Source organism: Streptomyces phaeolivaceus (assembly GCF_009184865.1).
Lineage (GTDB): Bacteria > Actinomycetota > Actinomycetes > Streptomycetales > Streptomycetaceae > Streptomyces > Streptomyces phaeolivaceus.
Genome location: NZ_CP045096.1, coordinates 13241 through 26602, shown reverse-complemented (window position 1 = coordinate 26602; position 13362 = coordinate 13241). Strand labels below are relative to the sequence as shown.

Sequence of the window (13362 nt, the reverse complement as noted above, 5' to 3'; positions counted from 1 at the left end):
GGTCAACAAGCGGGCACAGGAATCACAGCCGGAATCACAGGGAAGTGAGGCAGAGGATGGTCCAAGCGGAACCCGAACCCCAGAGCATCGGCGTCCCGGCCGAGTCGACCGTGGGTGAGACGAGGGTGGCGGCGACCCCGGCCACCGTGGGAAAGCTTGTCACGCTCGGGTACGACGTGGTGGTCGAACCGGGGGCGGGGGCGTCGTCCCGCTTCTCCGACGCGGCCTACGAGGAGGCCGGCGCCCGGCTCGGCGACCCGTGGGCGGCACAGATCGTGCTCAAGGTGAACGGCCCCTCCACCGAGGAGATCGGCCGACTGCCCGACGGGGCGACACTGATCGCGCTGATCAGCCCGGCGTTCAACCCGGAACTGGTCGAGGATCTGGCCCGGCGACCCATCACCGTCCTCGCCATGGACGCCGTGCCCCGCATCTCCCGAGCCCAGTCGCTGGACGTCCTCAGCTCGATGGCGAACATCGCCGGATACCGGGCCGTCGTCGAGGCCGCGCACGCCTTCGGACGGTTCTTCACCGGACAGGTGACCGCCGCCGGCAAGGTGCCCCCCGCCAAGGTCCTGGTGGCCGGCGCCGGGGTCGCCGGACTCGCGGCGATCGGCGCCGCCCGCAGCCTCGGCGCCGTGGTCCGCGCCACCGACCCCCGGCCCGAGGTCGCCGAACAGGTCCGCTCCCTGGGCGGCGAGTTCCTCACGGTCTCGGCCGCGCAGGAAGTGAGCACCGACGGCTACGCCAAGGCCACCTCGGACGACTACAACCGGCACGCCGGGCGGTTGTACGCCGAGCAGGCGGCCGACGTCGACATCATCATCACCACCGCGCTCATCCCGGGCCGTCCGGCACCGAGACTCATCACCGCCGCCGACGTCGCCCGCATGAAGCCCGGCAGCGTCATCGTCGACATGGCCGCCGCCCAGGGCGGCAACGTCGAGGGAACGGTCGCCGGCAAGGCCGTCGTCACCGACAACGACGTGACGATCATCGGCTACACCGACCTGCCCGGCCGCCTCCCCGCCCAGGCCTCACAGCTCTACGGCACCAACCTCGTCAACCTGATGAAGCTACTCACCCCCGGCAAGGACGGCCGCCTCGTCCTCGACCTCGACGACATCGTGCAGCGCTCGATGACCGTGGTCCACGACGGAGAGAAGACCTGGCCCCCGCCCCCGGTACAGGTGTCCGCCGCGCCCACCCCCGCCCCCGACGCCGCCCCGGAACCCGCCACGCCGTCCTCCGCGGCGGCGGCGAAGCCCGCACGCCCGGCCCGCTCCACCTACGCCCTCGTCGGCGCCGGAGCGCTCGCCCTGTTCCTGGTGACCGCCTTCTCGCCGAGCGAACTCATCGGCCACTTCACGGTGTTCGTGCTGGCGATCGTCATCGGCTTCTACGTCATCGGCCAGGTGCACCACGCACTGCACACCCCGCTGATGTCGGTCACCAACGCCATCTCCGGGATCGTCGTGGTCGGCGCGCTGCTGCAGATCGGACACGGCAACACCGCCGTCACCGTACTGTCGTTCGCCGCGATCCTGCTGGCCGGCATCAACATCTTCGGCGGATTCGCCGTCACCCGCCGCATGCTCGGCATGTTCTCGAAGGGCTGATCAGGGATGACCATCGTCACGGCCGCAGAAGCCGCCTACGTCGTCGCCGCGTTGCTGTTCATCCTCAGCCTCGCGGGGCTCTCCCAGCACCGGACGTCCCGCTCGGGAGTCGTCTGGGGCATCACGGGCATGGTCATCGCCCTGGCCGCCACCGTCGGGCTCGCCTCCCGGAACATCACGTCGACCGGTCTCGTACTGATCGCCGTCGCCATGGCCCTCGGCGCGGGCATCGGACTGTGGCGCGCCCGGGTCGTCGAGATGACCGGCATGCCCGAACTGATCGCCATCATGCACAGCCTCGTCGGCCTCGCCGCCGCGTTCGTCGGCTGGAACGGCTACCTCGACGTCGACGCCGAACTCTCCGGATCGCTGCTGGGCATCCACCACGCCGAGGTGTTCATCGGGGTGTTCATCGGCGCCGTCACCTTCACCGGCTCCGTCGTCGCGTACCTGAAGCTGTCCGCGCGCATCGACTCCCGCCCCCTGACCCTGCCCGGCAAGCACATCCTCAACGTGAGCGCCCTCGTCGCCTTCGTCGCGCTCACCGTCGCCTTCGTGGCCCGCCCCGGCATGGGCCTGCTCATCGCCGTCACCGTGATCGCGCTCGCCCTCGGCGCACACCTGGTCGCCTCCATCGGCGGCGGTGACATGCCGGTCGTCGTCTCCATGCTCAACAGCTACTCCGGCTGGGCCGCCGCGGCCTCCGGTTTCCTCCTCGCGAACAACCTGCTCATCGTCACCGGCGCGCTCGTCGGCTCCTCCGGCGCCTACCTCTCGTACATCATGTGCAAGGCGATGAACCGCTCCTTCATCTCGGTGATCGCGGGCGGCTTCGGCACCCCGGCGGCGGAAGACGACGGCGAACAGGGCGAACACCAGGAGATCAACGCCGAGGAGACCGCGGAACTGCTGCGCGACGCCACCTCGGTGATCATCGCTCCCGGCTACGGCATGGCCGTCGCCCAGGCCCAGTACCCGGTGGCCGAACTGGCCCGCAAACTGCGCGAACGGGGCGTCGAGGTCCGCTTCGGCATCCACCCGGTCGCCGGCCGGCTGCCCGGACACATGAACGTGCTGCTCGCCGAGGCCAACGTGCCGTACGACATCGTCCTCGAAATGGACGAGATCAACGACGACTTCCCCGCCACCTCGGTCGTCCTCGTCATCGGTGCCAACGACACCGTCAACCCGGCCGCCATCGACAACCCGGCCAGCCCCATCGCCGGCATGCCCGTCCTGCACGTATGGGAGGCCGCCCACGTGGTGGTCTTCAAGCGGTCCATGGCGGTCGGCTACGCGGGCGTGCAGAACCCGCTCTTCTTCCGCGAGAACACCCAGATGCTCTTCGGCGACGCCAAACAACGGGTGGAGGACATCCTGCGTGGCCTCGACGCCCTCGACACACCGGTACCGGAGATGGCCGGCACGTCACGCTGAATCGCCAATCGCCAATCGCCAATCGCCAATCGCCAATCGCGACAGGTGTCCCGGACGGTAAGCCGTCCGGGACACGGCGCGGTACCACCGCACTCCTCAGTCCTCCCTGTCCGTCGTCCTGCCCGTTGTTGTGCTCGGCAGGCAGATCCGGCGGGCCCAGAGGCCCAGGAGTGCCATTCCGGGTCTTCGAAGTTAAGCGGTGCGGAGGTGCCCACGGGCTCGCCGCGTGGTGACGCAACGTGTGCGTAGTCGCTGGTTGTCGGCGTTGCGGAAGCCGAACGCGTGGCGGGCGACGAGCTTGATCACGCGGTTGATCCCTTCGCTCTTGGCGTTGCTGTGTCCGGTGTCGATGAACGCCTGGATTTCGGGCCACCAGCGGTCGACGGTGGCCGCGAGGGTGCGGACTTCGGGGATGTCGGCGTCCGCGCACCAGGTGAGGAACTTCCAGCGGGCATGGCCGACTTGGTTCCGGCCGGCGTCGGTGCGGGCCAGGGCGAGGAGGGTGCGCAGGCTTTCTTTGGCGATCCACGCCGTCAGCAGCGTCTGTCCGATCTTCCCTTCGTCCAGCAGCGGGTTCCACATGCGCTCGAACTGCTCGTGGTCAAGGTCTTCGCGGTTGCGGAGCAGGCGGCGTCGGGCTTTCCACTCGGGGTCACCGGCGCGTCCGCGCCGGCCGCGGATCTCGGCGGTCGTGCGGCGCCGGACCAGGGAGAGCATCTTGTTCGCGAGCTGCACCACATGAAAGTGATCGACCACGACGGTGGCCTCGGGCAGGCCGGTGCGGATCGCGGAGCGGTAGACGGCCGACATGTCGATGGCGACGTATCGGATGGCCTTCCTCCAGGTCAGGGGCGTGGTGGAAAGCCAGGCCAGCACGTCGGCGACGGTGCGGCCCTCGACCTGCCCGAGCAGTCCGCCGGATCCGAGGGCGTCGACGAACCCGGTGTGCCAGCGGTCCCTGGTCATCTTCCACTTCCCGGTGTCCGGATCCTGTTCCCACCGGGTCCGTCCGCGCCGGGTCTCATCGATGCCCAGCACTTCGACCTCGGGCAGCGGAGCCCCGACGACCTCGCGGGCGGCGGTGCGGAAGGCGTTCATCACGGTCGGCCAGGACAGGTGCAGATCGCGGGCCGTCTGGATGACCGTGGAACCGGCATCCCTCACGCGCCGCCCGGACGCGGCCCGCAGCCGCCCGGTGATCCGGGCCCCGGCCGGTATCTGCTCGATCTGCTCGGTGAACGACCGTCGTGGACAGGCCGTCTCACGGCACCACCAGCGCCGCTTGTGCCAGACGAACTCCAGCCCGCTCTCCCCGTAGGGCAGATCACGAGGCCGGGTGGTCGCCCAGCCCTTCACCCGGGTTGCGAAGACCCCGCAGGCCGGACAGGCCCGGGCCGAGGCGTCCGCCGTGGCCAGGTGAACCCGGCGCCCACCGCACTGAAGCCGCTCGACCCGCATGACGGACACTCCGTCGAGGTCCAGCAGCAACGTCGTATCGTTGACCAAGCCCGTGGCTCCCAGACGATCATTCTGCGTAGAGAACAGAAATGATCACCCAGGACCACGGGCGTCCTGCGTCCAGGGCCCACCAACAGTTCTCCCCATCACGTGCAGTGACTGTCAGTCAGCGCACGCGAAGGGCACACCGCTCAAGTTCGAAGACCCGCCATTCCGCCCACCAGCAGCGGTACCGGGTCGTCGGAGAGCGGCGTCAACACGTAACCCAGCGTCGACACCGTGCAGACGGTCAGGGGGACGAACGCCGCGGCGCCCTCCATCCCCGATCGCGCCAGCGGTCGGCCCGTACCCAGGACGCTCGCCCCGCCGGGCACCCAGGGACCGACAGCGACGATCAGCAGTCCGGCGGTGCCGCAGACGTCGGCCACCGAGCTGGACATCGCCTCGTGCCCCGGCGAACCGGCCCACGACAGACGCAGAGTGTCGCCGATCACCATGAGGCCCACTCCGACGATCGCCGCCCAGACGGTGGCCCGTCGGTCGCCCCGTACGAGACGTCGCAGCGCCAGCAGAAAACCGAGGAACACCACCTCCGAGGTCCACAGGACGCCGAGCATTCCCGTCTCCGGTCGCCAGCCGTCCCCGGTCCCGCCCAGGAGCACCCACCCCGCCATGAACACGGCCGCGGCAATGACGGCCCCGTCGAGTACGCGCCGCAGCCACGCCCGCCACCCCGTACCGGCATCGGCCGCGACCACCAGACCGGCCATCCCCAACCCGACCGTGACCGCCACCCCCGCGACCACGACCGGACCGGCCAACCCCGGTGAGTCGGACGACGGTGACGGCCGGCTCGACAGGGCGACGAGGGAGGCCCGATAGACACCACCGGCGATCGCGGAACCCGCCACCAGGAGCAGACGGGTCCGTACCCGCCCCCGCGTGCCCCAGGCACGCAGCAACAGGGAGAGAGCCAGCACCAGGCAGCCGACGGCCGGCCCGAGGGACAACGACAACGTCATCCACCCTCCCCCTCGGCCAACGGATCCCGACACAGACCGTACGAAACCCGCACCGGCACCGAGCGACGAAGTCAGCCGATTCACTCGTGTTGCGTACGGGGGACCGGACCGAGACCTCGTGCGGTCCGCCATCGCTTCGTGCGGGTGAAGGCACGCGACCATCCGGGCGCCGACAGCGTGGCGTGCCGTCGACCGTGGTGTGTGTGGTGTGCCCTGAGGCCTTGTCACGGCTCACGGGTGAAGGAGAGACACGGCATGTTCGGACAGACACAGGCGTTCAGTGGCTTCGCGGTCGACGACCTCGACGCGGCCCGCCGCTTCTACGGTGAGACTCTCGGGCTGCGGGTGGAGGAGTCCGGGCAGGGGGACATGCGCATGCTGACCCTCACGCTCGGCAGCGGCGCGCTTGTCTTCGTCTACCCGAAGGAGACGCACACCCCGGCGACGTTCACGCTGCTCAACTTCCCCGTGGACGACATCGAGTCCGCCGTCGACGAACTGCGGCGGCGCGGCGTCAGCCTGGAGCGCTACCCCGAGTTCGACCACGACGAGAAGGGCGTCGTCCGGGTCGGCGACGGCGGCCCCGCGGCGATCGCGTGGTTCACCGACCCGGCCGGGAACGTCCTCTCCGTCCTCCAGGAGAACTGACGAGCGGGCCGCGCCGAAGCGACCTCGAAGCGACCTCGAAGCGAGTGGCGCTCCGGAACCAGTCGGCCCGGGTCCGAGCACATCGGGTCCAGCTTCATGGCGACCATCGGTAACAAGTGTTACCATGCCGGTATGGCCAAGACACAGCTGGGCGCCCGTGTGGACGAGGACGTCGCGGAACTCGCGAAGAGGCGAGCCGCCGACCTGGGACTGAGTATCGGCGACTACCTCGCCAGGCTGGTGCAGGACGACACCAGCGGCCTGCGCGCCCGAGCGGTCGACGCGGCGGCCCGCTTCCTCGCCGAACACCAGGCGGTCTTCGACGAGGCCGAACAGGACCAACAGGCACCGCGCGGAGCACACGCGGCCTGATGGACCTGCACATCGACGTTCCCTGGATCCTTCAGGTCGCCGAGGCCGCCGGAGCGGACGACCCGGCCCCCGACGACTACGGTGTCCCGGTCTCGGCGGTCGCCCGCCACCGGGCCGAGCTGTTCGAGCAGCCCGTCTACGACGGCCCCTACGCCCGAGCCGCCGCCCTGGTGCATTCCCTGGGCCGGTGCCGCTGGCTGGAACGCTCCAACATGGCCGTCGCCGCCGCGTCCGGTGTCATGTATCTCGAAGCCGCCGGGATCACCGTCAAACCCGGCCGCGAGGACGCCATCGCCCTCAAGGACCTGCTCCTCGACCCCGCCTGCACCGCCGGGAGGATCGCCGCTCTGCTACGCACCTGGCCCACCATCACCTGACGCTTCGAAGCCCCGGCACGACTCTCGGGAGACGGGAGCGGTGCCGGGCCGCGCAGGGGGCACCGCCGCCACGCACGAGAACTGGGCCGGGGCCCAAGCAAGTGCCGTACCTCCCGGAGGGCACGCCCGTCCTCCTGGAGGGCACGCCCGCCCTCCCGGCGCATACGTCCCCTGCCCCGGAGGCATACCTCCGCGTGGAACTCGGCGCGGTCGGTGGGCAGAGCGCCCCGGATCTGTGGCTGCCCCAGGCCCGGAAAGCCCTGCTCGGCGACACCCGGCACTGGCACCGCCCCCGCGACACCCCGGCCGAACTCAAGCCGTTCGTCCGCGCCTCCGGACGCCTGCGTACCCGCATCGGCCATCAGCTCGGCGGCCACGCCCTGCCCGTCCGGGGCCCGGTGGAGTACGAGATCGCCAACGCGACGCTCGGCGGCGGCACACACACGTGGCGCGACGAAGGCACCCTCTACTGGCTCATCCGCACGGAAGACCCCGCCGCCCACCGACTCGACCAGGTCCGGCTCACCGTACGGAGCTGGCTGACCCCCGCCGCCCGTGACGGCTCACCCTTCCTGCGGCTGCGGCGCTGTGCCGCAGGCAGGCCCGCCGGAATCCTGGTGGCCGTCGTCGGGGCGGGAGGGTCGGCCGGTGATGCGGTGGTCGCTGACCGCATTCGGTCAGCGACCACCACAACGGCCTGATGGCCTAACTGCCCAGGACTTCCCCGTACTTGACGGCCCCGTTGGGCAGTGCGAAGCCGAACGGAGTCAGTGACTTGCCCGGCGGGTACGTCTCCTCGGTGCTGCTCGGGACGAACCAGACGCCACCCGACCTGGGGTCACCGGCGTTCTCCCCGGGCGCGCTCACCGCTGTGTCCCAGAGGCCGTCGCGGTTGTAGTCGCCGACGGTCACCTGGGCGCCGAAGCGGTCGCCGGCCTCGGCCGCGCCGGGCATGTTCGGGGTGCTCTGGCTGCGGGCCAGACCCCCGTAGAGGCCGTACTCCGGACTACCGTTCATGACGACGTATCCGCCCGCGTCCTTCACGGTGCCGACGTCCTCACCGGGCACGCCGACCACCAGTTCCGGCCGGTGGTCGCCGTTGAGGTCGCCGGCGGACACCGCGGCGCCGAAGTCGTCACCCTCCTCCGCGACACCGCCGACCTCTGGGCTGGACTGCGTGAAGCAGCCGCTCTCGGAGCCGAAGGACGCGGTCTTCGAGCCCTTGAGCAGGAGCACCGCACCGCCGAGCCGGTCCTGGCAGTGTGTCGCCTCGGACTCGGGAATGGGCTGTACGAGGCCGACCGCGAGGTCGTCGGTGCCGTCCTGGTCGAAGTCGGCGGCGGCGAGCGCGCTGCCGCGGTCGGCGTCGGCCCACCACTGGGCCGGCTGGGCCCGATCGTCCCAGCGTGTGATGAACGTGCCGGAGTCCTCCAGCCCCTGCCAGGTCGTGGCGAGGTCGTCCCGGCCGTCACCGTCGAAGTCACCGGTGACCAGATCACGGGTGCTGCCGCCCATGCTGTACCTGCGCACGGTGGTCGTGGTCACCGGGTCGGCGGTGAGCGGGCCCGGACGGAAGCGGAGCGCGCCGTGCTCCTCGCCGTTCTCGCCGTACGCGAGATCCGTGTCGCCGTCGCCGTCGTAGTCACCCGTGGCGACGGTACGGCCGATACTGCTGTACTCGGACGTCCCCCTGGCCACGGTGACGCCCGTGACGTTCCACTGCGAGCCGTCCAGAACGGTGATGGTGCCCTCGTCCCTGAGCTGATCGGAGGTGAGCGACTCACCGCTCGCGCCGACGACGAGCTCGAAGACGCCGTCGCCGTTCACATCGACGGGCGCCACGGAGGAGCCGAAGCGGTCACCGGCCTCGGGCGTGCCGGGAATGCCGGCCTCGGCCTGGCTGATGACGCCGGTGGACTGACTCGGGCTCTGCGGGCCGCCGTAGATCACGCTCACATAGCCGGCTCTGGCCTTCCCGTTCACCGTGGCGTCAGGCATGCCGACCGCGATGTCCGTGAATCCGTCACCGTTGAAGTCGAACCGCGCGGCCGAGGCGGCCACGGCACTGCCGGCGAACGGCAGGGTCAGACCGGCCGCGGTGAGTGCCGCCACGGCGGTGGTGGCGGCCAGAGTGCGTGCGCGCATAGTGAACTCCCGTAGTTCGAAGGGGAAACGAGGGGCGAGTCGTGCGGGGATGTGACGCACGAGGTGGACGAAGGGTTGTGGGAAGGTGTCCACCCGGTCAACACAACCTGTCTCGATACGAGTTGCCCCCGGCGTCCAACTACAAGCGGTGCCGCACGCGATACCGATCTCTCCCGGCGCGGGGCTGAACCGCGTCCCTCAGAGGCTGACGAGGAACCCCGTGGCCGAACGGACCGGGCTGATGGCTCAGCAGGCGATGACGTACCAGACCGGAGTCCAGTACACGTCGTTCCTGGCGGGGCATCGATGGAGAACATCCAGGCACCGTCGACGTCGTAGACGTGTGCCCTGGTGCCCGGCGTCCGGTTGTTGTGGAGGGATCCCCATTCCGCGAGGTTGGGCAGGGTGTACGTGGTGTTGCACGCGCAGTTCAGCGAGGCGGCGATCGAGCCGGCCCCGGCCGTTTCGGGTACGACGGCGTTCTCCATCTGCGTTGCTGTCGGCGACGGTTGCCGAGCGCCCTCGAAGGCGGCGAGCCGGTGCCGCAGTCGGCGCTCACGGTATGGGCGGCGGCCGTACTGCCGAGCCCGACCGTCGAGGCCGCGATCGCCGCTGCCGGGACAAACAACCCCTGAACACGTGACACGGCCGTCGGACGTGTGTCAGCGGGTTCTCGGGCTCCGGTGGTCTGAGGATGTCGAGAAGGCACCACCGGCTCCGTCCCGGGTGCGTCAGGCGCCCACCCACGGGCCGCAGGAGTAGGAAAAGGAAGGAAGGAGAAGCCCGCATGGCGATTCAGCGAATGGACAACGTAGGCATCGTCGTCGAGGACATGGACGCTGCCATCGCGTTCTTCGTGGAACTCGGTATGGAACTGGAGGGCAGGGGGCAGGTCGAGGGCCTCGTCGCCGACCGGTGCACCGGACTCGACGGCGTCCGCTGTGACATCGCGATGGTCCGGACCCCGGACGGCCACAGCCGGCTCGAACTGGCGAAGTACCGCAGCCCCGAAGCGATGAGCGCCGGGCCGCGCAACCGGCCGCACAACGTTCTGGGCACGCACCGTGTCATGTTCGCCGTCGACGACATCGAGGACACCATCGCCCGCCTGCGTCCTCACGGCGCCGAACTCGTCGGCGAGATCGCCCGGTACGAGGACAGCCATCTGCTCTGCTATGTGCGCGGCCCGGAAGGCATCATCGTCGGACTCGCCGAGCAACTTCACTGAGAAGGAGAAACCGAACCGGGCGGCCGAGCGACGGCTGTGGGCCCGCGCTCGTCTGCCGTCTTCCGTCTGCCGTTGTGGGCCCACGCCCGTCTGCCGTCTGCTCGCCTGTGCACTGGCGACCGAAGCCCGTCCGCTGGTCAGACCAAAGGCTCTTCCCCGGATTCCCGCACCCTCCGGCGTGTACTCGTCGGCGGATTGCCGATCCCCGCTGCGAAAGCCCCGGGGTAATCCCTGGCGAAGAGGCTCGCCGCGCCTGTTAGTCTTCGGCGTCCTGTCGCACACTCGTGCGCACACACCGCACCACTCGTCGCATCAGTTCCATGGGGGAACCTGTCATGACCCAGTCAGCTCCATCGCCGTCCGAGGGCAACCCGTTCGCCCAGCAGCCCGCCGGGGGTAACCCTTACGCCCAGCAGCCCGCCGACGGCAACCCCTATGCCCAGCAGCCCGCTGAGGGCAACCCGTTCGCCCAGCAGCCCGGTGCCGCCCTGCCTCCCCCGGCCCCGTTCGCGCCCCCGGCCGCGCCGGCCCGCAACAACGTCGCCCTGGGCCTGGTCGTCGCCGTCGTCACGGCCCTGGTCACCGCCGGCATCTACGGCGGGATCGTCGGCGCGACCGAGTACGAGATCGGCTACGCGGCCGTCGGCGTCGGCTTCCTCATCGGCTTCGCGGCGGGCAAGGTCGGTGGCGCCAACCCGCTCCTGCCCGTGGTCAGCGCCCTGCTGTCGCTGGGCGCGGTCTACCTCGGCCAGCTCATCGGCATCGCGATGATCGGCGGCGACGAAATCGGCGTCTCGGCGGTCACGCTGTTCACCGAGCACTTCGACGTGCTGACGGAGGGCTGGAGCGAGGCGGCCGACGCGATGACCTTCCTCTTCCTCGCCATCGGCGCGTACGCCGCGTTCTCCGGCGCGAGGAAGGGCGCTCGGCAGTGACGGAGACGCCACGCGAACAGGCACCCCGCGCATGAGCATGAACACGCGCAACGCCCGAAGCGGCCCGTCCACCTCACGGTGACGCTACTGCTCTTTCCGGGCCCTGATGCTTCGTCCCGCTGGTCATCCAGCGGGACGAAGTGCTTGAGAGCACTTCAGAGCGCTTCAGAGCGCTTCGGACGGCGTGTGCGGACGCGACCACAGCCCCTGGACATCCCCACGGCAGCAGGGCGCCGGCGAACTCCATCACGCGGTGCGGCACCGCGCGGCATCTGCAGCTGTGTCGCCAGTTCCCGGACGATCGACTCGTCGCTGGGCAGGGATCCCGTTCACGTCGGGCTTGATCCGCCCGCGCAGCGCAGGGTCGAACCGGGGCAGCATCTCCGCCGCGAGGCCATCCACGTCCGCGCATGCCGCAGTGGGGCAGCGCTGGAAGTCCTCCGTCACACGCTCGGCCTGTTCTCCGACGATGAAGAAGGGGCGCCCCCACACATGCAGATGACCGGACGCGTTGACCGCGAGAGCGTCGATGTCTCTTGCGCAGGCCCATGGAGCCAAGGGCTGATCGGTGGTTGCGCGTCATTGATCGTCGAGGAAGAGCTCTTCGATCTTCAGGCCGAAGATCCTGGCGAGACGGAAGGCCAGGGGAAGGCTTGGGTCGAACTTCCCTGTTTCGATGGCGTTGATCGTCTGCCTGGACACGCCGGCACGCTCAGCCAGGTCGGCCTGCGTCCACCCGCGTTCGGCGCGAAGTTCCGTGATGCGGTTCTTCATCGGTAGCGGATCTTGCCGACGGCAAAAGCGATCACGAACACGACTCCCATGAGCGCGGGGAGGACGGCGACATCGACGTCGCGGGCGACGAGGTCGCCGGCGTCCACGACGACATAGGCGAATCCGACGACCCACCCCACGCCGAGGGTGACCGCCAGCGCATCCTGCATGATCTTCCGTTGCAGCTCGTCGAGCACGCGGAGAAAGCGCGTGAAGGCGAGAATCCAGCCGATGCCGACGATGAAGTTGACGGCAACGGCAGCCCAGCTCGCCCCCCACTGCTGCGGATTCCACAGGAGTCGGGGGCCGAACTTGGCCAGGGCAAGGGTCGCCACCCAGGCGAGTGTCCAGAACGCGAGCCAGGTAGTCGCCTTGATCTCCTTGAGCGCTTGCATCGGTACCCTCCTCCGAGGCGATGTCAAGTACACTTGACACGCTAGAGGCGCCCCCGGAGGGATGTCAAGCATGCTTGACACAGGGTGCCAAGATGCCGCCGAGGGCCACCTGGTCGAGCATGATGGGTCGGTCGCCACCGAAGGTGACCTGGGAGCGCCCGGAGTTGAAGCTCGCCATCCCCTGACGGAGAACAGCCGGATCTAGCAGGACTCACGACCGCTCGCTGAGACGCCAGCCACGAGGATCCTGGTCGACCCTGGCGGACCACGATCGCGTCACACTTCGCGGCCACCAGGATCTGCTTTCGACACCCGCCAAGCCCTCCAACGGGCCCGGACTACTCCGCCTCGGGCTTGAGATCTTCGACGAAGTAGCTGTCGTGCCGGAAACGAAAGCGCTCAAGCTCCTCGCCACCGCGCTGCGACATCTCCGCGACGTGCTCGAAGTACTCTTCGCGTGGGGCACCGGGGGAGAAGAGCATGAGCATGGATGTGGGCTCGTCGGTAACGTTCTTGAAGGCGTGCAGGCCGCCGACGGGGACGTACAGGAAGTCACCCTCGCGGCCCGTCACCCACCTCTCGCCGTTGTAGAGCTCCAGTTCGCCGGAGAGAATGTAGAAGGACTCCGACATCGCCTTGTGGAAGTGGGTCTTGGCTCCGGCGGACTGTGCGCCTAACTCCACCCTGTACAGGCCGAATTCGCCGCCGGTCGACTCGTTGGTGGCGAGGTAGTGGGTGGAGGCGCCGGGCGAGACGATGTCCGGCGGGGAGTCAGCCGGGCGGAAAACCGCGTTCACTTCGCCCCTGTCGCTGTGGTATCGGGGCTCCGGGTACTCGAGGTACTCCAGGTAGGACATGATGCGCTCCTCTTGGCAGGTCTTCACCGGCATGGTGGCTCCCGCTGCCCGGAGCTGACATCGGGCCTGCGGATGATCTTCGGTTGGCCCAGGAC

At 69.3% G+C, this 13362-nt stretch carries 14 protein-coding genes; 8 read left to right on the top strand and 6 right to left on the bottom strand.

Going from position 1 to position 13362, the window contains the following annotated elements:
* Nucleotides 1–56: 56 nt before the first annotated feature.
* Together F9278_RS00455 and pntB are read left to right on the top strand one after the other, a co-directional pair.
* A complete protein-coding gene (locus F9278_RS00455; RefSeq protein WP_152166459.1) occupies nt 57–1619 on the top strand; it encodes a Re/Si-specific NAD(P)(+) transhydrogenase subunit alpha in 1563 nt (520 codons plus the stop codon).
* A gap of 6 nt (nt 1620–1625) precedes the next feature.
* Nucleotides 1626–3056, top strand: a complete 1431-nt coding sequence (gene pntB / locus F9278_RS00450) for a Re/Si-specific NAD(P)(+) transhydrogenase subunit beta (RefSeq protein WP_152166458.1) — start codon at nt 1626–1628, stop codon at nt 3054–3056.
* A 192-nt stretch (nt 3057–3248) separates the two neighbouring features.
* Here the strand turns inward: pntB and F9278_RS00445 are convergent, their stop codons facing one another.
* Nucleotides 3249–4562, bottom strand: a complete 1314-nt coding sequence (locus tag F9278_RS00445; protein WP_152166457.1) for an ISL3 family transposase — start codon at nt 4560–4562, stop codon at nt 3249–3251.
* A gap of 143 nt (nt 4563–4705) precedes the next feature.
* Nucleotides 4706–5536 (bottom strand): hypothetical protein, encoded by an 831-nt coding sequence (locus tag F9278_RS00440; protein ID WP_152166456.1) that lies wholly within the window; start codon nt 5534–5536, stop codon nt 4706–4708.
* Nucleotides 5537–5791: 255 nt separating this feature from the next.
* Here F9278_RS00440 and F9278_RS00435 point away from each other — a divergent pair, with 255 nt between their 5' ends.
* The 4 genes from F9278_RS00435 (at nt 5792) to F9278_RS00420 (ending at nt 7634) form a co-directional block, all read left to right on the top strand.
* Nucleotides 5792–6184 carry a VOC family protein gene (locus F9278_RS00435; RefSeq protein WP_152166455.1) on the top strand — a complete coding sequence of 131 codons (393 nt, stop codon included), beginning with the start codon at nt 5792–5794 and terminating at the stop codon, nt 6182–6184.
* A 132-nt stretch (nt 6185–6316) separates the two neighbouring features.
* A complete protein-coding gene (locus F9278_RS00430; RefSeq protein WP_152166454.1) occupies nt 6317–6556 on the top strand; it encodes a hypothetical protein in 240 nt (79 codons plus the stop codon).
* A complete protein-coding gene (locus tag F9278_RS00425) occupies nt 6556–6933 on the top strand; it encodes a fic family toxin-antitoxin system, toxin component (RefSeq protein WP_152166453.1) in 378 nt (125 codons plus the stop codon). Before F9278_RS00430 ends, F9278_RS00425 begins: the two co-directional genes overlap by 1 nt.
* 101 nt (nt 6934–7034) lie before the next feature.
* Complete coding sequence (locus F9278_RS00420) at nt 7035–7634, top strand: YwqG family protein (RefSeq protein ID WP_152166452.1); 600 nt, start codon at nt 7035–7037, stop codon at nt 7632–7634.
* Between the two features lie 4 nt (nt 7635–7638).
* On the opposite strand, the gene F9278_RS00415 is transcribed toward F9278_RS00420, so the two are convergent.
* Nucleotides 7639–9078, bottom strand: a complete 1440-nt coding sequence (locus tag F9278_RS00415) for an FG-GAP and VCBS repeat-containing protein (RefSeq protein WP_152166451.1) — start codon at nt 9076–9078, stop codon at nt 7639–7641.
* A gap of 787 nt (nt 9079–9865) precedes the next feature.
* On the opposite strand from F9278_RS00415, the gene F9278_RS00405 reads away from it, so the two are divergent.
* Both F9278_RS00405 and F9278_RS00400 read left to right on the top strand, forming a co-directional pair.
* Nucleotides 9866–10306, top strand: a complete 441-nt coding sequence (locus F9278_RS00405; RefSeq protein WP_152166450.1) for a VOC family protein — start codon at nt 9866–9868, stop codon at nt 10304–10306.
* Between the two features lie 335 nt (nt 10307–10641).
* A complete protein-coding gene (locus F9278_RS00400; RefSeq protein ID WP_152166449.1) occupies nt 10642–11241 on the top strand; it encodes a hypothetical protein in 600 nt (199 codons plus the stop codon).
* Between the two features lie 579 nt (nt 11242–11820).
* Here the strand turns inward: F9278_RS00400 and F9278_RS00395 are convergent.
* From F9278_RS00395 to F9278_RS00385, 3 genes are all read right to left on the bottom strand, one after another.
* A complete protein-coding gene (locus F9278_RS00395; protein WP_152166448.1) occupies nt 11821–12015 on the bottom strand; it encodes a helix-turn-helix transcriptional regulator in 195 nt (64 codons plus the stop codon).
* Nucleotides 12012–12410, bottom strand: a complete 399-nt coding sequence (locus F9278_RS00390; RefSeq protein ID WP_152166447.1) for a hypothetical protein — start codon at nt 12408–12410, stop codon at nt 12012–12014. Before F9278_RS00390 ends, F9278_RS00395 begins: the two co-directional genes overlap by 4 nt.
* A gap of 338 nt (nt 12411–12748) precedes the next feature.
* Complete coding sequence (locus tag F9278_RS00385) at nt 12749–13267, bottom strand: cupin domain-containing protein (RefSeq protein ID WP_152173604.1); 519 nt, start codon at nt 13265–13267, stop codon at nt 12749–12751.
* Nucleotides 13268–13362 lie beyond the last annotated feature (95 nt).